This is a genomic window from Lysinibacillus sp. AR18-8 (assembly GCF_001705465.1).
Taxonomy (GTDB): Bacteria; Bacillota; Bacilli; order Bacillales_A; family Planococcaceae; genus Lysinibacillus; species Lysinibacillus capsici.
Map to the genome: position 1 here is coordinate 107,989 of NZ_MDGU01000013.1, position 26,925 is coordinate 134,913.

General features: G+C 41.6%; 32 protein-coding genes. 31 read left to right on the forward strand and 1 reads right to left on the reverse strand.

Features of this window, described 5'->3' with window-relative positions; all coding sequences use genetic code 11:
- Positions 1–42: 42 nt before the first annotated feature.
- The 9 genes from BFM98_RS11600 (at position 43) to BFM98_RS11640 (ending at position 8,200) form a co-directional block, all read left to right on the forward strand.
- Positions 43–513, forward strand: coding sequence for a DUF2975 domain-containing protein (locus BFM98_RS11600; protein ID WP_066037459.1), 471 nt, complete (start codon positions 43–45; stop codon positions 511–513).
- Between the two features lie 10 nt (positions 514–523).
- Positions 524–745, forward strand: coding sequence for a helix-turn-helix domain-containing protein (locus BFM98_RS11605; protein WP_004229042.1), 222 nt, complete (start codon positions 524–526; stop codon positions 743–745).
- Between the two features lie 119 nt (positions 746–864).
- Positions 865–1,515, forward strand: coding sequence for a TetR/AcrR family transcriptional regulator (locus tag BFM98_RS11610; protein WP_066037460.1), 651 nt, complete (start codon positions 865–867; stop codon positions 1,513–1,515).
- 56 nt (positions 1,516–1,571) lie between these two features.
- Positions 1,572–3,890 (forward strand): ABC transporter permease, encoded by a 2,319-nt coding sequence (locus BFM98_RS11615; RefSeq protein ID WP_066037461.1) that lies wholly within the window; start codon positions 1,572–1,574, stop codon positions 3,888–3,890.
- Positions 3,891–3,895: 5 nt separating this feature from the next.
- Positions 3,896–4,651 carry an ABC transporter ATP-binding protein gene (locus tag BFM98_RS11620; protein ID WP_066037462.1) on the forward strand — a complete coding sequence of 252 codons (756 nt, stop codon included), beginning with the start codon at positions 3,896–3,898 and terminating at the stop codon, positions 4,649–4,651.
- Between the two features lie 104 nt (positions 4,652–4,755).
- Complete coding sequence (locus tag BFM98_RS11625) at positions 4,756–5,274, forward strand: sigma-70 family RNA polymerase sigma factor (protein WP_066037463.1); 519 nt, start codon at positions 4,756–4,758, stop codon at positions 5,272–5,274.
- Positions 5,261–5,923, forward strand: coding sequence for a TIGR04104 family putative zinc finger protein (locus BFM98_RS11630; RefSeq protein WP_066037464.1), 663 nt, complete (start codon positions 5,261–5,263; stop codon positions 5,921–5,923). The genes BFM98_RS11625 and BFM98_RS11630 overlap by 14 nt, the downstream gene beginning before the upstream one ends.
- Before the next feature lie 141 nt (positions 5,924–6,064).
- Positions 6,065–6,616, forward strand: coding sequence for a biotin transporter BioY (locus tag BFM98_RS11635; RefSeq protein ID WP_004229030.1), 552 nt, complete (start codon positions 6,065–6,067; stop codon positions 6,614–6,616).
- A gap of 18 nt (positions 6,617–6,634) precedes the next feature.
- Positions 6,635–8,200 (forward strand): amidohydrolase, encoded by a 1,566-nt coding sequence (locus BFM98_RS11640; protein WP_083225362.1) that lies wholly within the window; start codon positions 6,635–6,637, stop codon positions 8,198–8,200.
- A gap of 34 nt (positions 8,201–8,234) precedes the next feature.
- Here BFM98_RS11640 and BFM98_RS11645 read toward each other — a convergent pair whose 3' ends face one another.
- Positions 8,235–8,444 carry a hypothetical protein gene (locus tag BFM98_RS11645; protein ID WP_066037466.1) on the reverse strand — a complete coding sequence of 70 codons (210 nt, stop codon included), beginning with the start codon at positions 8,442–8,444 and terminating at the stop codon, positions 8,235–8,237.
- A 212-nt stretch (positions 8,445–8,656) separates the two neighbouring features.
- On the opposite strand from BFM98_RS11645, the gene BFM98_RS11650 reads away from it, so the two are divergent.
- The 22 genes from BFM98_RS11650 (at position 8,657) to BFM98_RS11755 (ending at position 26,622) form a co-directional block, all read left to right on the forward strand.
- Entirely contained in the window at positions 8,657–10,426 is a 1,770-nt protein-coding gene (locus BFM98_RS11650; RefSeq protein WP_066037467.1) for a glycerophosphoryl diester phosphodiesterase membrane domain-containing protein, read from the forward strand.
- Positions 10,427–10,640: 214 nt separating this feature from the next.
- Positions 10,641–11,603: a stalk domain-containing protein gene (locus BFM98_RS11655; protein WP_066037468.1), complete on the forward strand. Its 963-nt coding sequence runs from the start codon at positions 10,641–10,643 to the stop codon at positions 11,601–11,603.
- 318 nt (positions 11,604–11,921) lie between these two features.
- Positions 11,922–12,713: a DeoR/GlpR family DNA-binding transcription regulator gene (locus tag BFM98_RS11660; RefSeq protein WP_004229022.1), complete on the forward strand. Its 792-nt coding sequence runs from the start codon at positions 11,922–11,924 to the stop codon at positions 12,711–12,713.
- 13 nt (positions 12,714–12,726) lie between these two features.
- Positions 12,727–13,992 (forward strand): class-III pyridoxal-phosphate-dependent aminotransferase, encoded by a 1,266-nt coding sequence (locus BFM98_RS11665; protein WP_004229019.1) that lies wholly within the window; start codon positions 12,727–12,729, stop codon positions 13,990–13,992.
- A 43-nt stretch (positions 13,993–14,035) separates the two neighbouring features.
- Positions 14,036–15,055 carry a phosphotransferase enzyme family protein gene (locus tag BFM98_RS11670; protein ID WP_054550922.1) on the forward strand — a complete coding sequence of 340 codons (1,020 nt, stop codon included), beginning with the start codon at positions 14,036–14,038 and terminating at the stop codon, positions 15,053–15,055.
- A 25-nt stretch (positions 15,056–15,080) separates the two neighbouring features.
- Positions 15,081–16,487 carry an ethanolamine permease gene (gene eat / locus BFM98_RS11675; RefSeq protein ID WP_048390427.1) on the forward strand — a complete coding sequence of 469 codons (1,407 nt, stop codon included), beginning with the start codon at positions 15,081–15,083 and terminating at the stop codon, positions 16,485–16,487.
- Between the two features lie 20 nt (positions 16,488–16,507).
- A complete protein-coding gene (locus tag BFM98_RS11680; protein ID WP_066037469.1) occupies positions 16,508–17,251 on the forward strand; it encodes an HAD family hydrolase in 744 nt (247 codons plus the stop codon).
- A gap of 4 nt (positions 17,252–17,255) precedes the next feature.
- Positions 17,256–17,546, forward strand: coding sequence for a hypothetical protein (locus tag BFM98_RS11685; protein ID WP_066037470.1), 291 nt, complete (start codon positions 17,256–17,258; stop codon positions 17,544–17,546).
- A 15-nt stretch (positions 17,547–17,561) separates the two neighbouring features.
- The gene (locus BFM98_RS11690) at positions 17,562–19,043 is read left to right on the forward strand and encodes an aldehyde dehydrogenase family protein (protein WP_066037471.1); all 1,482 of its coding nucleotides are present in this window, start codon (positions 17,562–17,564) and stop codon (positions 19,041–19,043) included.
- 14 nt (positions 19,044–19,057) lie between these two features.
- Positions 19,058–19,339: a BMC domain-containing protein gene (locus BFM98_RS11695; protein WP_004229005.1), complete on the forward strand. Its 282-nt coding sequence runs from the start codon at positions 19,058–19,060 to the stop codon at positions 19,337–19,339.
- A 16-nt stretch (positions 19,340–19,355) separates the two neighbouring features.
- Complete coding sequence (gene pduL / locus BFM98_RS11700; RefSeq protein ID WP_066037472.1) at positions 19,356–19,970, forward strand: phosphate propanoyltransferase; 615 nt, start codon at positions 19,356–19,358, stop codon at positions 19,968–19,970.
- A gap of 5 nt (positions 19,971–19,975) precedes the next feature.
- The gene (locus tag BFM98_RS11705) at positions 19,976–20,596 is read left to right on the forward strand and encodes a hypothetical protein (protein WP_066037473.1); all 621 of its coding nucleotides are present in this window, start codon (positions 19,976–19,978) and stop codon (positions 20,594–20,596) included.
- A 15-nt stretch (positions 20,597–20,611) separates the two neighbouring features.
- The gene (locus BFM98_RS11710) at positions 20,612–20,902 is read left to right on the forward strand and encodes a BMC domain-containing protein (protein WP_066037474.1); all 291 of its coding nucleotides are present in this window, start codon (positions 20,612–20,614) and stop codon (positions 20,900–20,902) included.
- Between the two features lie 30 nt (positions 20,903–20,932).
- Positions 20,933–21,703, forward strand: a complete 771-nt coding sequence (gene fabG / locus BFM98_RS11715) for a 3-oxoacyl-ACP reductase FabG (RefSeq protein WP_016995121.1) — start codon at positions 20,933–20,935, stop codon at positions 21,701–21,703.
- Positions 21,704–21,721: 18 nt separating this feature from the next.
- Positions 21,722–21,997, forward strand: a complete 276-nt coding sequence (locus BFM98_RS11720; protein ID WP_048390439.1) for a BMC domain-containing protein — start codon at positions 21,722–21,724, stop codon at positions 21,995–21,997.
- A gap of 16 nt (positions 21,998–22,013) precedes the next feature.
- Positions 22,014–22,856 (forward strand): phosphate propanoyltransferase, encoded by an 843-nt coding sequence (gene pduL, locus BFM98_RS11725; protein ID WP_066037475.1) that lies wholly within the window; start codon positions 22,014–22,016, stop codon positions 22,854–22,856.
- Positions 22,857–22,862: 6 nt separating this feature from the next.
- The gene (locus tag BFM98_RS11730) at positions 22,863–23,132 is read left to right on the forward strand and encodes a EutN/CcmL family microcompartment protein (protein ID WP_016995124.1); all 270 of its coding nucleotides are present in this window, start codon (positions 22,863–22,865) and stop codon (positions 23,130–23,132) included.
- Positions 23,122–23,514, forward strand: coding sequence for a BMC domain-containing protein (locus tag BFM98_RS11735; RefSeq protein WP_066037476.1), 393 nt, complete (start codon positions 23,122–23,124; stop codon positions 23,512–23,514). Before BFM98_RS11730 ends, BFM98_RS11735 begins: the two co-directional genes overlap by 11 nt.
- Before the next feature lie 34 nt (positions 23,515–23,548).
- Positions 23,549–24,487, forward strand: a complete 939-nt coding sequence (mdh, locus tag BFM98_RS11740) for a malate dehydrogenase (RefSeq protein WP_066037477.1) — start codon at positions 23,549–23,551, stop codon at positions 24,485–24,487.
- Between the two features lie 171 nt (positions 24,488–24,658).
- A complete protein-coding gene (locus BFM98_RS11745) occupies positions 24,659–25,192 on the forward strand; it encodes a cysteine hydrolase family protein (protein ID WP_066037478.1) in 534 nt (177 codons plus the stop codon).
- Positions 25,182–25,727, forward strand: coding sequence for a GNAT family N-acetyltransferase (locus BFM98_RS11750; protein ID WP_066037479.1), 546 nt, complete (start codon positions 25,182–25,184; stop codon positions 25,725–25,727). The genes BFM98_RS11745 and BFM98_RS11750 overlap by 11 nt, the downstream gene beginning before the upstream one ends.
- A 25-nt stretch (positions 25,728–25,752) precedes the next feature.
- Entirely contained in the window at positions 25,753–26,622 is an 870-nt protein-coding gene (locus BFM98_RS11755) for a DMT family transporter (protein WP_004228976.1), read from the forward strand.
- Positions 26,623–26,925: the final 303 nt, after the last annotated feature.

The following is a 26,925-nucleotide window of genomic DNA, read 5'->3' on the forward strand; positions in this document are numbered from 1 at the left end:
ATGATAAATTAAACAGGAGAATAAATAAAAGAGGTGCGTAAGATGAAACGAGAAACGCTCTTTTTAAAGATAGCTGTTTTTCTAATAGGTATACCCGTTCTTGCCTTATGTGTATGGGTGGTGCCTCGTGTTGCTTTGAATACAGTGGAGCATTCTCCCACTTTAACCATTGTTGCTTTAATTGGCGTCTATGCAACGGCTATTGCTTATTTTGTTGCGCTATTTACGACGATCAAACTATTAAGCTATATTGACCAAAACATTGCATTTTCAGAGCTGTCTGTCAAAGCTTTAATCAAGATCAAATATTGTGCAATTATTATTAGTAGTGTTTACGTGGTTGGCATGCCACTGATATACTATGCTGCGGAAGTAGACGATGCCCCAGGTCTTATCCTTATCGGAATGGTCATTATTTTTGCTTCCTTTGTCGTGGCAGTATTTGCTGCTGTGCTGCAAAAGCTTCTAAAAAATGCCATCGATATCAAATCAGAAAATGATCTAACGGTTTGAGGTGAATACTATGGCAATGATCATTAACATTGATGTAATGCTGGCGAAACGAAAAATGAGTGTCACAGAGCTTTCAGAAAAAGTTGGCATCACGATGGCGAACCTTTCGATTTTAAAAAACGGCAAGGCCAAAGCCATCCGCTTTTCAACATTAGAGGCTATTTGTGAGGCATTGGATTGCCAGCCTGGCGATATTTTGGAATATCGTAAGAACGAGGAACTACAAAAATAAGGATCTGCGTAAAGCAGATTCTTTTTTTTGTAGAAATTATTGCCAACAGAAGTAGTCCTATGCTAGGATAAAGAAAAGATATATCGACAGGCAGTCGGTCAATTATAAGGAGTTGTCTTATGAGAGAAATAAAAAAAGCGGAAGAACGCAGAAATGAAATATTAGATGCAGCGGATGATTTATTTACACAGAAGGGATTTGATGGCACTAGTACGAGTAATATTTTGGAAAAAGTAGGCATTGCTCGAGGCACCCTCTATTATCACTTTAAATCTAAGGAAGATATTATGGATGCGCTCATTGAGCGTTATACAAGCACAATGCTCGCAAAGGCGAAAACCGTTGCAGCAGACAAGACTATAGCTGTAAATGAGCGGATATTGCGCGTTGTCATGGCATTGAATATGCAAAATGAACAGGGTGGACAGGAAATGATGGAGCATGTTCATAGGCCGCAAAATGCCTTGATGCACCGTAAAATACAGCAAGTGGTCATCAATCAAGTACCACCAATCCTTACTGCCATTATTCGAGAGGGCATTGAGCAAGGTATTTACCAAACGCCTTATCCCTATGAGTGTATGGAAATGATTATCGCTTATACCAATACGGTATTCGATGATGATCTCGTCTTGATGACAGATGAGGAAAGAGCTGCTCGTATTCCGGCATTGATTTTTAATATTGAACGAATGCTAGGGGTGGAAAGTGGTAGCTTATTGTATATGATGCAAATGTTTGGAAATAAAGGAGAAGGCAGTCCGAACTAAATATTTTAGGTCTTGTTAGATTTGATGGCGATTAACAATATACAAAGAGGTGACTTATGTATTGGAAAATTGTGCGAAATGATATGGCAAATAGCAAGCTAATTACAGGTATGACCATGCTATTTGTGGCGGTAGCAGCTTTACTTGTCACACTATCAGCAGTACTTATGGTCCATTTGACAAGCGCAATTGACACACTGATGAAACAAGCAGAAACGTCTCATTTTCTTCAGATGCATGCAGGGGAAATCGATCAAGTGCGGCTTACTGAATTTGCAGAGCAAAATAAATATGTAGATGAATATCAAATGAATGAATTTCTAAATGTGGAGGGCTCGAAGATCCATATTGCGGGTACCACATTGGCACATAGTGTGCAGGACAATGGTTTCAGCACACAAAGTGAGAAATTTGATTATTTACTTGATCTTGATGGTCATGTGATTGAAGTGGCAAATGGTGATATTTATGTACCTGTAAGCTATTGGAAGGACGGTATTGCCGACTTGGGGGATACTATCATCGTTCAAGATCAAACCTTTACAATAGCTGGATTTCTAAGGGATTCACAGATGAACTCAATGCTGGCTTCCTCCAAACGCTTTCTTGTCAGTGAACAAGATTATGCAGCAATCCAGGAAGCGGGAACAGTTGAATATTTAATTGAGTTTCGTTTGAAAAATTTGGCGGATTTAAAGAATTTTGAAGAAGCCTATACAAGTGCAGGGTTAGAAGCAAATGGACCAACCATTACCTATAAGCTTTTTCAAATGCTGAATGCCATATCAGATGGGCTTATGATTGCTGTTATCTTGCTCATCAGTGTCCTTGTAGTCGCTATTGCGTTTATGTGTATTCGATTTACATTGCTCACTAAAATTGAAGAGGAAACTCGAGAAATCGGTGTGATGAAAGCAATTGGCCTACGAGTGGCAGATATTCAGAAAATGTATCTAGCCAAATATGGCGTTATAGCTGTGATTGGTTGTATGCTCGGTTTTGCCTGTTCCTTCTTCCTTCGAGATATTCTATTAGAAAATATCCGTCTGTTCATGGGAGAAACGGACAATGTTTCACTCATTTGGTTGTTCACAGGTCTGGGGTTGTTGCTCGTGTTTATCGTGATTATGGGCTATGTACAATCGGTACTGAAACAGTTTCGCAAGCTATCAGCCACGCAGGCTCTGCGCTTTGGCACAATGCAAGGAAAAGGGCAACATGCAAAATTATTGAACCTCAGCGCCAATAAAAGGCTACCGATTAATCTTTTCCTTGGCATAAAGGATGTGCTATCACGAAAAACACTTTATGCGACAATGCTTGCAGTATTAGTATTGGCAACATTTATTATCATCGTCCCTCAAAACTTACACAACACAATTGCAGCTAAAAGCTTTATTACGTATATGGGTATTGGGAACAGTGACATCCGAATTGATATCCCACAAGGCAAGCAAAATGAACAACAGGTGGCAGCGGTGATGGATAGGCTTGAGCATGACACAGCCATTAAGAATTACACTGTTTTGACAACAAAAAAATTCACAACGATTGCCGAGGACGGAACAGCGCAAAACCTAAAAATAGAGCTGGGTGACCATACGATTTTCCCCTTAGAATATGCACACGGAGAGGCTCCAGTTGCTCCTAATGAAGTGGCACTTTCGGTGCTCAATGCAGAGGAGCTTCAAAAAAAGGTTGGCGATAGTTTAGCAGTGGTCATTAATGGACAGAAGAAAAATTTGAGGATTAGCGGTATTTATTCAGATATTACCAATGGAGGCAAGACTGCGAAGGCAGCTTTCTCTGACCAGTCTACGGATAGCATGTGGAGTGTCGTCTATAGTACGATGGCAGATCCATCTCTTGTTGCAGATAAAAGGGCAGAATATGCAAAAACCTTCTCATTTGCCAAAGTGTCAGGTATTGATGATTATATTTATCAAACTTTTGGTACGACGATTCATGCCATCGAAAAGGCAGCTCGTGCAGCACTCGTCATTGCCTTATTGCTGTGTGTGCTCGTGACATTATTATTTATGAATATGCTGATTGCGAAGGATCAAGCGCCCATCGCTATCATGAAGGCATTGGGATTCACGAATGTCGATATAGCTACACAATATGCTGCACGTTCGATTTTTGTATTACTGCTTGCTATCTCGATGGGGACGTTGCTCGCAAACACGTTAGGTGAATATTTAACTAGTACGGTCATTGCCTCATTCGGGGCGGCTTCCTTTGATTTTATGATTAATCCACTAGCAGCGTATGTTTTTTGCCCACTAGCGCTTACAAGCGTTGTTCTGCTAGCTACGCTATTTGGTACGTCAAGGGCAGGGCAGGTAAAAATTATTGAGCATATAAAGGAGTAGAACCTATGAATATCGTAAGTGGTGAGCAAATAGCAAAGACGTTTCAGGTAGGTAAAGAACAGCATCCCGTTTTACTGGATGTATCAGTTGCCATCAATCAAGGGGAGTTTATTTCCATTATGGGCCCATCAGGCTGTGGTAAATCGACACTGTTGTATGCCCTTAGCGGGATGGACAGTATTGATCAAGGTCAGGTCATCTTTGATGGAATGGACTTAACGACATTAAGTGACAAAGAACTGGCTGATTTGCGTAGAACGAAAATGGGCTTTGTCTTTCAGCAGCCGACCTTTCTAAAAAGCTTAAATATCCTTGATAATATCCTGTTACCTGCGATGCGTGATGGGCGAAAAAATGTCAGGGCCTTGACAGAAAGGGCACTACAGATCATGAACAAAATGGGGATTGCAGAATTGGCAAAGCGAGATATTACACAAGTGTCTGGTGGGCAGCTTCAACGGGCAGGCATCTGCCGCGCCTTGATTAGCAACCCGCAGGTGATCTTTGGAGATGAACCCACAGGCGCATTGAATTCAACGTCTGCTCAGGAAATCATGGATTTATTAGCCTCCATCAATAGTGAAGGCACAACGGTGATGCTTGTGACCCATGATCCAAAGATTGCCGCAAGAACAGAGCGTATCCTTTTTATGTCTGATGGTGCTATCGTGAATGAATTGAGATTGCCTCGATTCACAGGCAGCGATTTAGACGATCGAATGGTCAAAGTTGTCTCTACTATGCAAAAAATAGGTATTTAGCTTGAAGAAATCCGTAATGATTTAAAAATTACGGATTTTTTTTTGATAAAATGAATCGCATTCGTTACGGCGACCGTCAGTAGTGTAGAAAGTAGGTGAGGGCAATGATGGCTATTGAACAGATAATCGAGGAGCACGGTGATTACTTACTAAAGGTCGCTTATCTATATGTAAAAAATAAGGCAACGGCGGAGGACATCGTGCAGGATGTGTTCATCGCCTTTTATCAAAAGCAGGGACAGTTTCGTCAGGAAGCATCCTTACGTACATATTTAGTGAAAATGACGGTTAATCGAAGTCACGATTACTTACGAAGTTGGAAAAGTAAACGACTGACATTGTTTGAAAAGATCACGGGGCGCACAACAGCTATGACACCTGAAAAGGAGATGCTAGAGAAAACTGTAAAAAAAGAGCTGGTGGAGGCACTGTTTACATTATCAGTTGCCTATCGAGAGGTCTTGATTTTGTATTATTTTGAGGAGATGTCGACAGTGGAAATTGCACAGCTTGTACAATGTCCGGAAGCAACGATTCGCACAAGATTACAGCGAGCTCGTAAACAATTAGCAACAGCAATGGGTGACTTTGATTGGGAGGTGCTACGCAATGAATCAATTTAAAGAGGAACTATTAAAGGAGCTACAAGATGTCAAGCTCTCACAGCAGCGCAAACAGGTAATCGCGGAGAAAGCACGACGAAAAGTTCAACGTAAAGCAGATGGTCAATGGACGTATCGGATCGTGTTCGCAACCTTTACTATTTTTGTTATCGGTTTTAGCTATATCCTGACACAACAGAAGGGGCCACAGAGTTCAGGCCATCAGGCGGCTAGCCTACAGTCGGATAATTGGCATTGGTGGTCACTATTTGCTTCGGATTATGTAAGAGGAATGATTTTACTGAGCATTTTTATAGGCGCTACATTTATTGTCAAACGCTATCTATTGAAAAAGGGGTATGGTTTACCTGTTTGTATTGAATGTGGGGAGAGTTGGTCTGAGAAGGATGCACGTAAATTATATCGCAAAAATAGTGAAATTGTGTGCCCTCATTGTGGACAAAAACAATACCGCACAAAAAAATCCATGCAAATCAGTGGTGTAATGACGATGCCAGTGCCACTGCTGATTATGCTACAGCATGTTTTCCATCATTTTGTTATCGGTCTCATTTTCTTTTTAGTGGGCATGTTCTTCTACCATTATCAAATTGCGCCATATGTGTTTAAGCTACAAGAGAAAGACCCGATGAATGAACCTTTATGGTAATGATTTTGGCAAGAAATTGCTAGGCTAATCTAGCAATTTCTTTTTTTATTCTAAAATAGATTGACAATGGTTTTCATTTGCTTTATCTTTGTGTTAACTTATTTTTATTATTAGTTAACGCACAAGGGGAGGCTTTTTACATTGAAAAAAGGAAGTACATATCAATATGTGTTAGCAGCATTTGGGGCAGCAATAATCGCAGTTTTAGCACAGGTAACAATCCCACTACCACTTATCCCGATTACAGGTCAAACGTTAGCGGTTGGAATTATCGTGACGATTTTAGGGACAAGATTAGGCACGTTATCTGTTCTATTATATATTTTACTAGGGGCAGCAGGTTTACCTGTATTTAGCGGTATGTCAGGTGGACTAGGAATTTTAGTTGGTCCAACAGGTGGATATATTGTCGGCTTCCTTGCCACAGCCATTATTATGGGCTTATACTTAGATAAATTTGGTATTACATTTACTCAAGCTATTATTGCGAATATCATTGGGATGATTGTTACATTAGCGTTTGGGACAGTGTGGTTAAAAATTGTAGCAGATTATACATGGACAGCTGCCTTTATGGGTGGTGTTGCACCATTTATAGTGGTTGGTATCGTCAAAGCGGTACTTGCAGCATGGATTGGTGTGATTGTTCGACGTCGCTTAGAAAGAGCGCACTTAATTGAAGCAATAGCATAGGACATGGGAGGAATTGTTTTGGCAACATTATGGACAGGTGGTAAGATTTACACGATGGCTCAGGTTGGTGAAACAGTGGATGCAGTCCTTGTTGAAGATGGAAAAATTGTGGCGACAGGCTCAGTGGAGAGCTTGTCGCCACTAGCTGCTTCTATCCAACATTTAGAGGGTAATATCATGTATCCAGGCTTTGTCGACAGCCATTTACATATTATTGGCTACGGAGAAAAACTCAAGCATCTTGATGTATCGGCAGTTACGAGTAAAGAGGCGTTACTTGTGAAGCTTCAGGAGCGAATGGCTCAGGCGTCAGCACATGAATGGGTCATTGCGATTGGACTAAATGAAAACCAATTTGAGGAGCCCGTTTTTCCGACCTTAGCAGAGCTAGATGCCCTTGGAGATGCTCATTTAATCATTAAACGGAGCTGTCATCATTTGATTCTAGCCAATTCCAAGGCACTCGCTTTTGCAGGAATTACAAATAGGACTCCTTCGCCAGAGGGGGGTGTCATTGACAAAGTAGATGGTCAGCTCACAGGGATCCTAAAGGATGCTGCCTTGTATTTAATTGTTAACCAGATGCCACATATTACACCTGCTTATATTGAGGATGCACTGACAAAGGCGGTGACCTCATTGCAATCCTATGGTTTAGTAGGGGGACATTCAGAGGATTTAAGCTATTATGGACCGCCAAGCCAGCCGATTCAGGCTTATCGCAAAATAGTAGAGGCACAGCAATCCTTTAAGGTGCATGTATTACAGCATCATACAGTCTTTGAAGAGGTTGCGAAGATGGATTTAGCTTCCTCACCATTTTTGGAGTTTGGTGCGATGAAAATTTTTATTGATGGAGCCTTTGGAGGTCGTACGGCTGCACTACGTCAGCCTTACTGCGATGATTCGGACAATGCAGGGATGCTTATTCATACAACTGAGCAATTAACAAGCTATGTTCAGCTGGCACGTCAATATGGACAAACCGTTGCCGTGCATGCCATTGGGGATTTAGCAATCGACACGATTTTAGACGTTTTTGCGGCATATCCTCCTCAGGAAGGTCAGCTTGATCGCGTAATTCACTGTAGCTTAGTCGATGAGGAACTATTAGCCAAGCTAGCTGCATTACCAGTGGCAGTGGATATGCAGCCGCAGTTTGTACAGGGAGAATACCAAGCAGAGCTATCGAGACTTGGAGAGGAGCGCGCACAGGGCTTACATCCTTTAAAATCGCTTCTTGACAGAGGGCTGATTGTCGCAGGCGGCAGTGATGCGCCAATTGAAGTGCCAAACCCGTTGCATGGTATTTATGCGGCTGTCACTAGAAGAAATTTTGGGGAAACACATGATGGCTATAACCCTCATGAGAAAATTTCCCGATTTGAGGCAGTCCGTTTGTATACAGTAGGAGCGGCTGAAATCATTGGACAGCAATTGATGCGTGGCAAAATTGCAGAAGGCTTTGCTGCAGACTTTACGATTTTACAAGAAGACGTTTTTACGGTAGAGATGGAGCAGCTTCCACACATTCAAGTCGCATGTACGGTTGTGAATGGTCAGATAGTATATGAAAATCGCTGAGAAGGTTATCCTTCCCAGCGATTTTTTTATGGGACTATTGTTTGTCAGTTAATTGTTTTACTTGTTGTTCTAGGGTCGACACATGTTTTGATAAGTCCTCTACTTGCTGTTGCATGGTTGGTGGAGGAGACACAGGGGCAGTGGATTTCATTTTTTTGATCATATGGATCATTACGAAAAAGATCGCTAGAAACATACATAAAAGAACGGTTGTACTAATGATATCACCAAGGTTGAATTTCATGTTTGCGCTCCTTTCTGTAGCGGGTATCTAGTTATATACAGGGTGGCCTGCTAAAAAGTTTCAAAAAAATGGTGAATGTCACGATTAATACAAAAATTGACGCCTACTTTGGTATAGAGGAGTGCTATTTTATTGGCTTCGAGGAATGGGTCATAGCAGTCAAAACATACGTTAGTAGTGAGCGATTTTAACAGCATGATAGGGGTGAGTATGTGCACAAGGCAGGACAAGTAATGCGACAGGCTGTCCATAATATTTATGTTTATCGATTCGATTATGTACAGGTTTTCGCATTAATTAGAATCTTTCAGTTTTTATTAATGATCCCTGTAACCTCTATCGTTTTGAAGCTCATGCTACGAGTAACAGGGTTTACACATATTACTGAGCAAAATTGGCAAAGCTTTATGACGCATCCCTTTGTGATGATAATGATTTGTCTATTAATTTTGCTGTTTTTATTATTTGTATATTATGAGATGGGCTTTCTATTTCTCATGGCCTTTCATCAGCAACGAGGACTTCGCTACCGATTTCTTCCTTTATGGCAACAATTAAATCGCAAGGTTGTCTATTTTTTTAGTGTGCAAGTTCTATTTCTCATCGTCTATTTAGCACTATTAATGCCACTAGCTTCCTTTATGCTACCCCTTACATTGACTCAATCCATCTCCCTACCACATTTTCTAACTGAAGAAATCATGAGTAGTCGAGCGGGTAGGCTAGCATATGCTGCGGTGGCAAGCATCATCGTGATGATAGGTATTCGAAGCATCTTAACGTTACCCATCTTTACAATCCAGCCGAACATCTCTATTTTGCGTTCTTTTAAGCAAAGCTGGCGATTTTCCAAGCGTGGTTTATTTGAACTAGTCGTGCTACTAGCTATGCTTTTAACAGGTCATCTGTTGATGATGCTTGGTATCACAGTGGTCGCTACGTTTCCGCTCTATCTAATTGAACGTTTAATGCCAAGTGCAGCCTTGGTTACGGCTGGGCTGACACTAGCCTTTTTAGAAATGGTCTTTGTGGTGCTATTTAGTTTATTACAGGCGATGTTTTCACAAGTTATGGTCGCCATCACGTATAATACGCTAGTTATAGGCAAATTGAGCGGGACTACACATCGGAAGCGGCACTATAAGCCATTACTATTGATCAGTGGCATTGTGTTTCTCGTATTAAGTATGATGAATATCAATTCATTAGAGAAAAGTGTCTATGCGCCAGATACCAAAATTATTGCCCACCGCGGCTATGTAGCAGGCAATGTAGAAAATACAATTAGTGGATTGGTGAGTGCAGCCAATGCGGGGGCAGATTTAATTGAAATCGACATTCAACAAACGGTGGATGGGGAATTCGTCGTCTTCCATGATCGAACATTACGAAGGTTAGCAGGTAAAAATGGTGTTATTGCGAATATGACCCTGAGCGAACTAAAAACGTTAACCATTCATCAAAATGGCTTTAGCGATAAAATTGCTTCATTAGATGATTGTATTGAAATTGCCAAAGCGTTAGATGTGGCGCTTCTAATCGAATTAAAGGTGCATGGTCAAGAAACAGAAGATGTTTTACCTAAATTAGTAGAGAAGCTACGAAAATACAAGGTGCTAGATTCCTATTATGTGCAATCCGCTGATGGACAGAAAATGACGCAATTAAAAAAATTGGTGCCGAATTTGCGAGTCGGTATTGTCTATGCACTCAATATTGGACCGATGGAGGAAAATGTTGATTTTATCGCATTGGAGGAATCCTGGGTAACGGAGCAGCTTATCGAAGAATTGAAGCAACATCCGACCGATTTATTTGTTTGGACACTCAATGACGACCGCTCCCTGCAAACCTTTATCGAAAAAAATGTCAGCGGCGTCATCACTGACCACCCCGACGTCGCCCGTGAGCTAAGAACCCAGCAAAGCGAAAACCAGTATTTCTTACAGCGCATCCTGAATCGTCTGAGATTTATCTTTTGATCAGGGGAGAATAAAATTGCGAAGAAGCGAATATCCAAAAGCAAAGCACCGCCATCTAGTAAATCGAATATTCAAGAGAAGTCGCTCGCAAATCGCTATAGCTCAAAATGAGGAAGCAAAGCTCTAGCCATAAAAATGGAGACAGTTTGTAACCTTTTTCGTGTGAACACGACTACTTTATTGAATTCGGGAAAATGAAGGAGATGCTTTTTGTATGAAAATGACGAAAGTCGTACCATTTGCTATGTCAGCATTATTATTAGGGGGCGCGATTGGAGCTCCAACTGCATCAGCGAACGAAGGAGAGGCTACTGTGATTAACGCAGAAACTTCGGAGCAACAAGTGCAGCCTATTTTTATTAAAGTGACAGGTACAGTTGAAAACGTAGAAGTACGTGAAAATGCCACATACTATACAGTGGTTGATGGTGACAATACAAATATTGTGATTGCCAATAAAGACTCATTAGTTTTTGACAATATGGGAAAAGAAGCCAAGCTTCAAAAAGGAGATAAGGTGTCAGCTTACTCATATGCCAAGAAGCCGATGCTTGCGATTTATCCACCACAATACAACCCAGAAGTAATCATTGTAGAAACAGAAGAAATGGGTAGCGTGGAAGTGGATTTCTTCAATAAAGATTTAGTGGATACTGAAAATAACCTCAAGTTAAATGTTGGGGAAGACACGAAGCTAGCAAGTGCTACTGGCAAAGCTGTGAAAGTGGACGATTTAAAAGAGCAGCATTTAGTGGTGTTCTACACAATCGCAACGATGAGCATCCCTGCTCAAACACCGCCATCAAAAGTGATAGTATTAGATACAATTGAGAAGGAAGAGCCTGTTGAAGTGGATCCAGTTCCAACACCAGAACCAGCTCCAGCTCCAGCTCCAGTTGATTCAGCGGTTCAAGAAATTATCAATAAAGACTTTTACGAAGTAGATGGGACAAAAATGGTGCCGCTACGCTTAATCGCTGAAAAGCTAGGCTTTAAAGTAGAAGTAACGCAAAAAGGTGCCATTGTTTCAAAAGGAGCCCTTTCGTATACAATTACGCGAGGTCAAAAAGAATATGGTTATAATAAAGCGCTTCGCCAATTTAAAGTAGCCCCTGCTTTATTAGAATCTGGCAAAACATACGTACCTGTTGAATTTGTAGAGGAATTAACAAAATAATCTCGTCATCTCCCTTTATGGTTTCTACCATGAAGGGGGATTTTTTATGGGAAAAAATAGTTGTAGAAAAATATTTTAAAAAAGGTTTTAGAGAGCAGTTGGAGACAACTGAAATTGGTTTTTTGTGGAGTTTTCATTTTACGCTTAAGAGAAATAAGTGGCTTTAGAGAGAAAAAATCATACAGAAAATAAAATTCAGAGTATTGACAATTATTAAACTATTATTTAAAATTCAAAACAAATCCACATAAATACAGAAATAAAGTGTTGGATTTGTGGATTTTGTTGGATTTAACTTTGTGTTTGGAGTGATGATGTATGTCTCTTTCGTTTGAGGAACGTAAAAAAGTGATTTTAGATATTTTAGATTTAGAAGGAAAAGTGAAGGTAAGTGATGCAGAGCAGCTATTAAATGTATCAGGCGAGACTATACGTAGAGATATGGATCGATTGGAGAAGGAAGGGCTTCTACACAAAGTCTATGGGGGGGCTGTGAAGGCAAAGGAAAAGTATGAGAGGACCTTTGAACAGAAAACGTCACTTAACAATATAGAGAAGAGAAGGATTTGTAAGGCTGCTGCAAGTATTGTGGAAGACGGTGATGTTATCTTTATCGGTCATGGTACAACAGCCTATGAAATCGTTCGTTATTTAGGTGATAAGCCCAACGTCATTGTCGTCACAAATTCACTCCCAGTTCTATCATTAGCCGCAGAATGCTTTCAAGGGAAGGTGCTCTTTGCGGGAGGAGAATATGAACATCGACAAAAATTTATGGGAGGTCCATTAGCTGATTTATTTTTTAATCAACTAAAGGCAAATAAAGCCTTTGTTGCTGCAGGCGGAATTTCGTTAGCAGATGGTATTACCGACTATGATATTACGGGCGCAGCGATTTCAAAGAAATTAATAGAGCGGGCAGAAAATACGATTATTTTAGCAGACCATACGAAATTTGGTGTCTCTACATTTGCGCATATTTGTCATTTAGAGGACGTTTCGATGGTGATTACAGATCAAAAGAGCTCCACACAATGGCAGGAACGATTACAGCAGAAAAAAGTGGAATTATTCATTGCAGGTGAAATGTTGGATGACGTCAATGTATAGGAAGGTGGAAACTATGGACTATTTTGCAAATAAACAGGCAACCTTACAAAAATCAATTGACTGGTGGAATCCAGGAAAAACGAAACAGTGGCAAATCGATGGTGTTGATGTCGTTATCGGGAAACGAGAGGGCTATTATTTCTACGATGTGGATGGCAAAAAATTAATGAATGCGCATCTCAATGGCGGAACATATAACCTTGGCCATCGTAATCCAGAAGTCATTGCTGCATTAGTGGAAGGAACCAATTATTTTGACATTGGTAATCATCATTTTCCATCTACTGCACGTGCACAGTTAGCTGAAAAATTAGCAGCCTGCACACCAGAAGGCTTAACATATTCTATTTTCTCTAGTGGTGGAAGTGAAGCAATTGATGTGGCTCTAAAGTGTGCGCGTTATGCTACAAAACGTAAAAAAACGATTTCCATTAAAAATGGATATCATGGACACACAGGTCTTGCAGTTTCGCTTGGCAATGAACGCTATTCAAAACCATTTTTAAGTGAGGGCAGTCCCCATGAATTTGTGCACGTACCTTTCAATGATCTGGCGGCAATGGAACGAGAGCTTGCTAGAGGGGATGTAGCTAGCGTAATTATCGAGACTATTCCTGCGACATATGGTTTCCCCTTGCCCACTGCTAATTACTTGGCTGATGTCAAATCACTTTGTGAACGATACGGGGCATTATATATTGCAGATGAGGTGCAAACGGGCTTGATGAGAACAGGTAAGCTGTGGGGAATTGAGCATTATGGCGTGAAACCGGATATTCTGGTGACAGCAAAGGGGCTAAGTGGCGGTATCTATCCAATTGCAGCTACAGTGGTCAATGAACGAGCAGGCGGCTGGATGGAAGAAGATGGACTAGCCCATATTTCTACATTTGGTGGAGCAGAACTAGGTTGTGTAGTGGCGATGAAAGTATTAGAAATCTCCCAACGTCCTGAAGTAGTAAAGAATGTAGAATATGTTGCTCGTTATCTACGAAGTGGTTTAGAGCGTATTCAACAACAATATCCTGATTTCTTTGTGGGCATTCGTCAGCTTGGCGTTGTTATGGGCCTAGAATTTAATCATCCTGAAGGGGCTAAATATGTGATGAGCTCCTTGTACAAACATGGTGTATGGGCCATTTATTCAATGCTGGATACACGTGTGTTGCAATTTAAGCCAGGGCTATTATGTGATAAAGCATACTGTGATGAATTGCTTGAAAAATGTGAGGCGGGCATTAAAGAAGCAGCGCAGCTTGTAAAATTTGCACGCTATTAAAGTAAAGAAAGCTTGTCAATTTAGTAAACAGGGGGTTTTCTAGATGGGTCAAATGGATTTCATAGATTTAGAATTGGTCCTTTCCAACTTTCATCAAGCAGCAAATGATGCATTAAAGGAGTTTAGTTGTTTACTAGAAGCATCTTGTAAAATGATTGATTATTCCGAAAATGCGACGTATCTCGTAGAAGATGGGCAGGGCAAAAAATATATTCTGAGGATCAGCCGACCAAATTACCATAAAAAAGAGGAGATCGAAGCGGAGATTGCCTGGTTAAACTCGCTCCATGAGCAATCTCCTATTGATGTATCACTACCGATGCGAGCAGATGACGGTGACTACGTACATGCTCATTCGTATAATGACACGATCTATTATAGCACATTATTTACATTTTTGGAGGGCAATGCTCCTGATGAGAATAATGAAGATGACTTAATTCAGCAATTTGAAACATTAGGCGAAATTACAGCCATGTTCCATAAACACACAATCGAGCAGCATGATTATTACCAAGCCTTTCAGCGCATGACATGGGACTATGACACGATTCTAGGTCAATCTCCAAAATGGGCGAGATGGCAGGATGGACTAGGAATGACCCCTGCACGAATCGCTTTATATGAGGAAGCATCACATATCATTCAAAAGAAGCTTGAGGCATTTGGGAAAGATAAAACACGATTTGGTCTTATCCATGCGGATTTACGCTTAGCTAATTTACTCATCTATGGGGACGAAATTAAAGTGATTGATTTTGATGATTGTGGTTTTGGGTGGTTTTTATATGATTTAGCAACATCGGTGAGCTTTATTGAGCATATGCCTTATCTTGATGAGTTGATCGCTTCATGGGTTAAGGGCTATAGCAAAATTCGATTATTAACAGACGCAGAAAAAGAAATGATTCCAACTTTTATATTAATGAGAAGACTACAGCTTATTTCGTGGATTGGAAGTCGTGATAATGAGACAACGCGCTTACTTGGTGAAAATTACACGCTTCAGAGTGATGATTTAGTGAAAGCCTATGTAGAAAAGTATCAAGACTGTACCAACTAAATAACGATAAAAGGTGGCGAATAACATGTCTTCGAAAAAGGATGAAATCATCGTATTAAAGAAAGCCCTTACACCCATCCATTTATGGACAATTGGCGTCGGCATTGTGATTTCTGGGAACTACTTTGGCTGGAATTTTGGTTTAAGTCAATCTGGTTTTTTAGGAATGCTCATTGCCACATTATTTATGGCGATTATGTATTTAACGATGACCTTAGGTATTTCTGAATTATCGACGATGTTACCTTATGCAGGAGGACCTTACTCCTTTGCTCGACGGGCGATGGGGCGTTATATCGGTTTTATTACAGGAGTTGGTGTCGTGCTGCAATATGTCATTGCCGCACCAATTATCGCGATTGGTATTGGGGGCTATATCAGCTTTTTGTTTCCAGCCGTACCGACAGTGGTGGCAGCTGCCTTTATGTATGCTCTGTTCATGGGGGTTCATATTATTGGTATTAAGGAATACGCCACAATCGAAATGGTGCTTGTCTTTATCGCGTTAGGGCTATTAGTATTAATGTATTTCGTTGGTTTACCGCAAATTAATGTGGGCCATTTATTCCCTGAGAATGGCGATCTTATACCAGGTGGATTTAAAGGTATCTGGTCAGCATTGCCCTATGCGATGTGGCTATTCCTAGCAATCGAGATGTTGCCTATGTTATCGGAGGAGACGAGAGATGTGCAGAAGGACATGCCGAAGGGGTTAATTTCAGGTATGGTGACCTTGCTGATTTTATCCATTTTGACAACAACTGTTGCCATTGGGCTAGCTGGCATCGATGTCATGACGGTTGCTGAAGATCCATTGCCAGCAGCGATTGCCGCTGTTTTTGGAAATACGTATTGGTTGGCGCAGATTTTAGCATCTGTTGGCTTAGTAGGACTAATTGCAAGCTTTTCGGGTGTGATTTTGGCTTACTCTCGTCAGGTCTATGCTTTATCACGTGCAGGCTATTTGCCAAGCATGTTATCGAAGATGCATAAAAAGCGTCAGACACCATATATGGCCATTATTTTGCCAGGCTTTATCGGGTTAGTGTTAGTCATTCTATTTAATCCAGATGATTTAATTTTAATTTCTACATTTGGGGCATTAGTATCGTATATTACGATGAATTTATCAGTGTTGATTTTGCGTAAAAAAGAACCTCATTTAGTACGTACCTTTAAGACACCACTGTATCCATTTACGCCTATTGTCTCACTTGTGCTAGCCGTCATTGCTATCTTTGCGAGCTTCTTTGCGAATTTGACTTTTTTCATCGTTTGTTTGGCTGTTTTTGCTGTGGCAACGATCTATTATTGGGTGTGGGCAAGACACCATATTAACGAGGATGCACCAGAGGAACGCTTTGCGAAGGACGCTACAGTGCAGGTAGAGGTGCAAGCACCAGTATCGCCAATAGAGGCTATACGAGAATAAATAAAGGGATGGGTTTTCCTATGACAAAAGTGGAATGGGTCATTTTTGATAAGGATGGAACAATCATAGAAATGGATTCTTTATGGATTGCCTGGGCCAAAAATTTATATGCTAATTTAACTGAAAATTCAGACTTAGAGATCTATTTTTCCTTACAAACTTTTTTAAGAAACATAGGGGTTAATGACAATGGAACAACGATTGACCCAACGAGTCCTCTAGCTATTGGAAGTATACAAGAAGCTGAGACGATCTTGGCGTTCTTACTCTATCAGCAGGGAATCCCATGGAGCAAAGGGGTAACACTTGCGAGAGCAGCTTCCAACTTAGCCACATCGCAGCAGGAAAATAGCAAGGTACAGGCATTACCAGGTATTCGTAATCTCTTAATAACCTTAAAAAATAAAGGGAAGAAATTAGGGGTGATTACAGCTGATCAAACGGCACGAGCCAAATCTCATTTACAACAGCTAGAGTTATTAGCTTTGTTTGATTTCGTTCTAGGAAGTGACCAAGCTACATCCAGTAAGCCCTTCCCAGACTTAGCATATGTGGCAAAGGAACAATTTCAAGTATCGCTTGAGAAAGCCGTGATGATTGGCGATTCGAATGCAGATATGCTCTTTGCTAAAAATGCTGGCATGTGCTTTTCCATTGGCATCATTCCTAGTACCACATACCCAAAGGATTATTTACCTGATGCAACCGCAATTATTGAAGCGTATGACGAATCTGTTCTCACCATGCTAATCGAAAAGGAGTGAGCATATGGACAATCAGCTAATTGCCAAGATTACTGAATTGGTATTGGAAAAACTAACGCAAGGCTCTCAGCCTGAACAAGCTTCTAAAACGTTATCAAATGATGAATTACAGGAATGGCAATCATTTCGATTAATAAAAGAAAACCAACATCAGACGCAGCAAACAACTGCCCCTGCCTATGTAGCATTATCTACGCATGAATTACAGCATTGGCAAAGTCTGCACCAGCAATCATCAGGCACTGTCTTTGTAGCTAATTCAAGCGATTTAATTGCCCTAAAAAAATTTACATGACGGGAGGTTCGTCATATGGTGAGAGACCAAGATTTGGTTTCGATACAAGAGGCAAGAGACGGAATAGCAGCCGCTTCGATTGCGCAAAAAATGTATGCCAGCTTTACGCAAGAGCAGGTCGATCGAATTGTAGAGACCATTGCCCAAGCTGCTTATAAACAGGCAGAAAATCTTGCTGTATTAGCTGTTACGGAAACAAAGATGGGCATTATTGAACATAAAAAAATAAAAAATGAGTTGGCTTCTCAAGGTGTCTATGAAGCCATTCGGCATGAAAAGACAATTGGCGTTATACACGAGGATAGGGTAGCAAGGCAGGTGGAAATTGCTTATCCATTCGGTGTTATTGCGGCAGTTACACCTGTTACGAACCCGACTGCTACAGCCATTTTTAAAACGCTAATTGCCCTAAAGGCGCAAAATGCCATTGTCTTTAGTCCTCATCCAACAGCAGTCAACTGCACTATCGAGGCATTGAAAATTTGTCAGCAGGCAGCCGTTCATGCAGGAGCACCAGAGGGACTTATTCAATGGATTAGCCATCCAACAATAAAAGGAACAGAGGAACTTATGCATCATCGTGATGTACAGCTAATTTTAGCAACTGGTGGAGCAGGGCTTGTCAAAGCTGCCTATAGCTCAGGGAAACCAGCCTATGGTGTTGGCCCTGGGAATGTTCCTGTCTATATTGATCGCACAGCAAATGTGAACGAGGCAATGAAGCAAATTATCGATAGTAAATCATTTGATAATAGTACGATCTGTGCCACAGAACAAGCTATTGTCGTACATCAGGAGGTCAAAGCACATGTGATGGCTGCTTTAGCAGAAAATGGGGCCATCCTTCTAAGTGGGCAGGACAAGGAAAAATTAGCAAAGGTGATTTCACCAGTAGCTCGTACATTAAATAGCCAAATTGTCGGGAAGCCAGCAACCGTAATAGCCCAAATGGCTAATATTGATGTCCCTCGGCATACACGCGTATTAGTGGCGGAGGAACAGGAGATTGGGAAGGAGTATCCATTTTCCATGGAAAAGCTTTCTCCCATCCTAGGTCTTTATACGGCTCGTTCTCAGGAAGAAGCCGTAAAGATTTGCCGTCGCTTGCTTGACGTTGGAGGGAGAGGACATAGCCTGGCTATTCATGCACAGGACGAAAATTTTGTTAAGCAGTTTGCCGCTCAAATGCCCGTGTCCAGAATATTAGTCAATACTTTAGCATCTGTTGGGGCTGCAGGCGGTACGACAAGTTTAACGCCTTCCTTTACATTGGGCTGTGGGGCCTATGGGGGAAATATTACGAGTGATAATATTTCTGCACATCATTTATTAAATAAAAAAAGAGTGGCCTATGGTGTGAAGGCACTAACTATTCCACCCCCACAGCATCCACAAAATATACAGGCTCCAGCGATGCAAGCAATTGAAGGGGTGTCTATTGACAGGTTGTCCATTGAAAAGATTGTAGAGGAAGTACTCACAAAGCTAAGTAATTAGAGGAGGAAAAGGAAATGAGCGTAGAGATAAATGGAGCTTTAGGCATGATTGAAACAAGAGGCTTAATCGGATCAATTGAGGCGGCAGATGCCATGGTGAAGGCAGCAAACGTCAATATTGTAGGGAAAGTACATGTTGGTGGCGGCATTGTGACGGTGCTGGTGACAGGTGATGTCGGGGCAGTCAAGGCAGCGACGGATGCAGGCTCTGAGGCCGCACGTCGAGTAGGTGAGCTATTATCGGTACATGTTATTCCACGCCCTCATTCGGAATTATACGCAATTTTACCTAAGTGAAAAGTGAGGGATTGTGATGACAAACAATCAAATACATGTCACTGAAGTTACAAATCAAAGTATCCCGATTGCGATTTCTGCCCGTCATTGTCATGTTAATGAGGAGGATTTCTATTATTTATTTGGTAGAGACGCAGCGTTACAGAAATGGAAGGAACTTTCCCAGCCAGGTCAATTTGCTTCACAGCATGTTCTAACGATTAAGGGACCCAAAGGCCAAATTGACAAGGTTCGGGTTTTAGGCCCATTTCGCACTGCAACCCAAATCGAAATCAGTCAAACGGATGCCATCAAGCTGGGTGTAACACCACCGATTCGTATGTCAGGCGACTTAGAAAAATCTGAATCAATCACATTGATTGGACCTCATGGAACTCGCCATAAAACACAAGGATTGATTATTGCACAAGCACATATTCACATGGCTGTATCCGATGCTGCTGCCTTCAATGTCCAAGATAAGGAAGTTGTGACGGTTGAAATCTGTGGGGATGGACGTAAGCTCCGATTAATGAATGTGGTTGTGCGTGTCTCCTCAGCATTCGTCCTTGAGATGCATGTAGATACAGATGAAGCGAATGCCGCCGCTGTTCAACAGCATTCAATTGGCAAGCTTATCAAAATGGAGTGACAGGTATGGATATAAAAGAATTACAGAGAATCATCGAAGAAGTAGTCATATCAATGATGGATAAAAAGCATAAAAGACTTTTGCTTGTCCATTCTCATACGACCATTTCTAAGAAACAGGTGGACGTATTACAAAGCTATTGCCATGTTGAGGAGTGGCAGGCAAATGAAACCACAAGTCCCACTCAGCTATTCTACGATGCTATTGTTTTTCTCGAAGTGGATCAAGCATTTATCGTCAGCAGTGCCCAAGGCTTGCCTACTACACCGGCAGCCTTGTACCTGTCTGAGCTGCTGGTTAGCAATCAAACAGCAATTTTAATTCCAAATGAAAAATTATCTGCTGTTGTCACAGCAAAGGAACCGAATCCTTACATGAAAATGTTGCTGCATCATATAGAGCGCTTACAGGAGTTTGGCTGTGACATTCAGTTATTTGCACAGCTTATTCGATTTTTAAAGCAGCAAGAGGAACCGGCTCGTTCGACTATAGTGGCAAACTATTTGACAGCAGAGATGCTTCAATCGTACAAGGGGCAACGGCTGACACTACCTGCCCACACAAAACTTACACCACTAGCACAAGAAATGATTCAGGAAAAAGGGATGACGATACAAAGATATTAGCAGGAGTGTTGTTACATGATGAAATCGATTGGTATTGTGGAGACAAGAGGACTTGCGATTTCAATACGAATCGCAGATGCTATGCTTAAAGCAGCGGATATTCGAATACTTCGACAAGAAACCATCGATTTGGCTCTAGTAACCATTGCCATTGAAGGGGACACAGCGGCCATTCAGGAAGCGATAGCCATTGGTACACAACTAGCTAAAGCAGACAACCAATGGATTGCCTCTTCAACTATTTTAAGGCCAGATATCGCGGTGAATGGATTAGTAACAGAAATTGCGAAAAAGCCAAGTACTTAAAATGAATAAAAGGAAAGGTGGAGGAACGAGTTGAAGGTCGATTTAACAGGGAAGGTTGTCATAGTTACTGGTGGTAGTAAAGGAATTGGGAAGGGGATTGCTACCGTATTTGCTGAACAGGGTGCTCATGTGGTGATTGCAGCAAGAGGTATGGAAGCTGCCACAGATGTAGCAAATCAATTACAAGCGCAAGGATTCTCCGCTTCTGCTGCCACTGTTGATGTTGAAAACTATGAATCTGTTGAAAGCATGGCTACGGAGGTTGCTAGCTCTTTTGGTTCCATCGATATTTTATGTGCCAATGCTGGTATTTTTCCCTCGATGAAACTAGAGGACATGACGACGGACCATTGGGATCAGGTATTAAATGTCAATGCCAGAGGAACGATGTTTGCTGTCAAAGCTTGCGTGCCCCATTTAAAGAAAGCGAATGCTGGCAGGGTCATTATTACCTCGTCGATAACGGGTCCAGTGACTGGCTATGCTGGATGGACACATTATGCCGCAAGTAAGGCAGCTCAATTAGGGTTTATGCGAACTGCGGCTCTTGAATTAGCACCCTATCATATTACGGTCAATGCCGTGTTACCAGGAAATATCGCTACAGAAGGCTTAGATGGTCTTGGTGACACCTATCTACAGAAGATGGCGAAGGCGATTCCATTTGGCAGCCTTGGTCGTGTGGAGGATATAGCGTATGCTGCATTGTTCCTTAGTAGTAAGGAGGCAGGCTTTATTACGGGTCAATCGATCATTATTGATGGTGGCCAAACATTACCTGAAGATGCAGAGGCATTTTAATAGAAGGAGGGATACCAAATGAATTTAGGCGCATTAGGAATGATTGAAACAAAGGGCTTAGTGGGCTCTATTGAAGCAGCTGATGCAATGGTCAAGGCTGCCAACGTGAATATTGTTGGTAAAGTCCATGTAGGTGGCGGTATTGTCACGGTGCTTGTTCGTGGGGATGTAGGGGCTGTGAAAGCCGCAACAGATGCAGGAGCAGCAGCTGCACAACGTGTTGGAGAGCTATTATCTGTACATGTGATTCCGCGACCACATGCAGAATTGGAAGCGATTTTAAAAATGCAATAATGAGTGAGGTGGCTATATGAATGAACAAGCAATAATAAAAATTGTTAATGATGTCATAGCCGAATTACTACCTAAAAAAGAAGCAGCGCCTACACCCAATGAAATTCCTATAGGTATCTCAGCAAGGCATATTCATTTACAACAAGAACATGTCGAGCAGCTATTTGGCAAAGGTGCTACGCTGAGTGTAAAAAAAATGTTAGCTCAACCCGGTCAGTTTGCAGCACATGAAACGCTACAGGTGGTGGGACCAAAAGGAAGCATCCAAAATGTACGTGTATTAGGTCCTGCTCGCACCTTCACACAAATTGAAATTAGTCATACAGATGCCATTGCCCTAGGAATTCAACCACCTTTGCGTGAATCGGGAGAAATTGCTGGCTCAGCTAGCTGTATATTGGTAGGACCTAGAGGAAGTTTGATTTTACAAGAAGGGGTCATTATCGCACAAGCACATATTCATATGGCACCTGCTGATGCACAGCAGTTAGGGGTTCAGAACGGTCAATACGTCTCCGTTAAGGTGCAAGGGCGACGTCCCATTACCTTTGAGCAAGTGAAAATTCGTGTGGCTGATCACTATCATTTAGAAATGCATATTGATACAGATGAAGCAAACGCAGGCTTCATCCAACAGGGTGAAACGGGTACAATTATAACAGGCAAGATGGCAGGAGAGCCTTACAATAACTTCGTCAGTCCTCCAATTGAAATTAACCACAAGATAATAACGGCAAATGATGTAAGCCGTTATCAAGGTGAGACAGTGATAGTCCCCAAAGAGGCAAGGTTGACGGCACTGGCGAAGGAGGCCGTGGAAAAATTAGAAATTGAACTTCAGTTTCACGAAAAAGGATGAGGATGCATGCGGATAGGAACAGTGGTCGGAAATATCTGGGCAACACGTAAAGAGGAAGGGCTACAGGGATTGAAATTACTCATTATCCAGCCAATAAAGCTGGATGGTCAACTGAGTGATGAACAAATTGTTGCGGCAGATCGTATAGGTGCAGGTGTTGGAGATAACGTCATTTTAACAATGGGCAGTGCTGCTGTACGAAGTTTTTCTACGTCCAGTATTTGTCCAATTGATGCCATTGTTGTTGGCATTATAGATGGCACAGATGAATCGTGAGGTGAGCAAAGTGACAGAAGCGATAGGAATGATTGAAACGTATGGCTTGATTGGCTCCATTGAAGCTGCAGACGCCATGCTAAAGGCAGCCAATGTCCAATTAGTGAAACAGGAGCTAGTAGACGGTGGTATCGTAACCATTATTGTTGAGGGAGATGTTGGTGCAGTACAGGCTGCGGTTGATGCTGGTAAAGCGGCAGCAACGCGAACGAGCAAGCTACTAAGCGCACATGTAATTCCACGAGCAGCCAATGAAGTATTCACAGCGATTATTGATGAAACACAGCCGATAAAAGTGACGGAGGCAGCAGCCAAAAAAACAAGCACTCGCCAGAAGCCTCAACAAGCAAAACTTGTAGAGGATGAGCAGGCAGATAAGTAGTCGATGAATCTATGTCGTTAGGAGGGGGAGGCAGATGAGCTTTAGGCGACCCAAAATCGCCATCATTGGCGCTGGACATACAGGTGCAACCGTAGCGTTAATGGTCGCACAGAAACAGATCGGGGATATTGTGCTTATCGATTTACCAGACTTCGAAAATGCTGCGAAAGGGAAGGCATTAGATATTCTCCAAGCTGGACCAATAGAAAGATTTAACGTACAGGTGACGGCTACTTCAAAGTATCAGGAAATAGCTCATGCTGATATTGTGGTTATCACGGCAGGTATTGCAAGAAAGCCTGGCATGACACGGCAGGATTTAATTCATACAAATGCGGCAATCATCCGCTCGGTAAGCGAACAAATCAAACGTTATGCGCCAACTAGCTATATTATCGTCTTAAGTAACCCTGTCGATGCCATGACCTATGTTTGTCTGGAAACAACGGGTTTTCCCAAAAATCGTGTCATGGGACAATCAGGTGTTTTAGATACAGCGCGCTTTAATACCTTTATCGCACAGGCTCTTCAGCTTGCTGTCGAGGATATATCGAGCTTCGTTTTGGGTGGACATGGCGATGAAATGGTGCCACTCGTTCGCTATACGTATGTCGGAGGAATACCATTAGAAAAATTAATGCCACAAGCACAGATTGAGCAATTAGTGGAGCGAACGCGAAAAGGTGGAGGCGAAATTGTCGCCCTACTTGGCAATGGCAGTGCTTACTATGCCCCAGCCGCCGCCATTGTCCAAATGATTGAAGCGATTGTGAAGGATCAACGGAAAGTAATGCCCATCATTACTTATTTACAGGGCGAATATCAAGTAGACAATGCCTGCATCGGTGTCCCAGTTGTTTTAGGGGGAGCTGGTATTGAAAGTGTAATTGAATTGCATTTAAACGAAGAGGAACAGCAAGCATTTAATCATTCGGTTCACCAAGTTTATCAAACATTAGCCTATATCAAATGATGCGAGCGCATGACACCATCTAATAGTGGCATGTATTAGATGGTACTTTACATAGTTGAGGCACCTTACGATGTTGTAAAGGTGCTTTTTGTTGTGCAAAATTTTCTTTTAATGGAAGATCGTTTTCTGTACAATTAAAAAAGTTACTACTGATGCACAAAGGAGGATACGATGAAACAAGCACTCATCATTATCGATATACAGGAGGCTTTCTTTCTAGATGGCCAGCAAAATCTTTGGAACAGTGAAGCTATTATCAAAAATATTAATGCCTCCATTACATGGGCACGGCGCAACGAAGTACCCGTTATTTTTATTCAGCATACAGACGCAGATGATGTGGATTTTGCATTAGGTCAACCAGGCTGGGAACTGTATCATGGATTACTTAGACAGGCGGAGGATCAAGTGATTCAAAAAACAACGTGGGACGCTTTCTATCAAACGGAGCTTGCAGCTTATTTACAAGCGCATCACATCGACCAATTGATTTTCGCGGGTGCTCAAACAGAGTTTTGTCTTGATACAACAATCCGTAGTGCTTTTAGTCATGGCTACCATCATAATATTTTAATAGAAGATGCACATAGCACCTTAAATAGTAATGTACTGGCAGCACCACAAATTATTCAACATCACGAATCCATTTGGCATAATCGTTTTGTGCGGATTCAGTCAATTGGAGGATTCCAACATGCTGATTGATCAGAAAGAGCTCCAGATAAAAGAGCTATCCTATACAATTCGCTGTGCCCGACGCGAAGATGCCCAAGCCTTATCAGATTTACGCTTGCAATTAGACGGTGAAACGGAAAACTTCGATCGTGAACAGGGCGAGGCATTGATTGATCGAGCAGGCTTTGAGCAGCTTATTCAACAGGATAGCGAAAGCTCAAAAAATTTATGTTTAGTAGCGGTTGTCGGTGATCGGATCGTTGGGTTCTCAAGATGTGAGGGCTCTCCACTCAAAAGGCTTGCCCATAAAGTAACCTTTGGTGTTGGAGTCAGTAAAGAGTTTTGGGGCTATGGCATAGGAAAAGCCTTGCTGCAAGAATCCATTGATTGGGCAGATGCCAATGGTATTCGCAAAATAGCACTAGAAGTGTTAGAAACCAATGAGAAAGCGATACAGCTCTATAAAAAAATGGGCTTTTTAGTGGAAGGCATTCTGAAAAATGATAAATGCCTTGCAGATGGCAGGTTCTATCACACGATCATTATGGGAAGATGGCAGGAATAGCATCGGAGAAGGAATTTAAAACAGCATGACAAATTTTATGTATATCTTTTGTTTGATTGTCTGGGGTCTTAATTTTATTGCAGTCAAAATTCAAGGAACGCCAGTCAGTTTAGAATTATCTTTAACCTATCGTTTAGTCATGACAGCCCTTTTATTTTTCATCCTTGCTTGGTTCTTGAAGCCACAGGGTAAACCACAACAGGGCGACGTACCTTTTATCATCGTTTTTGGCGTTTGTAATTTTGCATTCAGCTATTTAGCGCTGTATTATGCGACGATATGGAGCTCGGCTGCTATTGTCACATTAATTTTTTCATTAAAAGTCATACTAACACCCATCGCCCTACGGATATTTCTCAAGGAGCCATTGCATCGTCGTGTTTTAATTGGCGGTATTTTAGGCGTCATCGGCGTGGGGGTGCTGATTTATCCATCTTTACATAATATGGAGTTAAAAGGAGTGTTAATTGCCTTCGTAGGGACTGTCCTAACAGCCATTGGGGATGCAAGCTCTGCCCGAAATGCCAAGCATCAAATCAACCCGATTTATGCGAATGCCATTGGTTTTGCAGTGGGTAGTGCAGTCATGTGTGCCATTGTTTGGCTACAGGGACAAACAGTCGTAATACCCAAATCCTTTACCTACTTATCGGCGCTCTTGTATTTAACTCTTATTGCATCCTTTTTCGCATGGTTATTTTACTTAAAACTAGTCGAACGAATTGGAGGGGCAAAAAGTGGCTATATGGTTGCATTATTCCCCGTGATTGGTGGTATTGCGTCTGTTGTCATCGGCGAATCAACACTCAGTATTTATTTAATCTTAGGCTGTCTTTTTAGCTGCATTGGAGCTGCGATTGCCTTAGGCTTTAAAATTAAGCCTATTTTACGATGAACGAAAACCCCTTTCCCTTCATAAACTAGAGAAGAACGCTTGAAAAGGGTGAGGGACAAAATGTCATTCGTTCCATTGAATGCAATGGGTATTTTGAGAGAAAAAGATGAGGATCACTGGGACATTGATCGCTGGGAAAATGATGGTGGCAGAAGCCTAGAGGCGTAAGGGAGACAGAAATTTGTCTCCCTTTAAATATTTTTGAAACCTTTTGATCAATTGCTCGTATGATAAGTAGACAAGTTTTCGTTGTCAGCTATAAAAAAGGGAGAAATGATTTTTTTGAACCATTGAACAAAACGA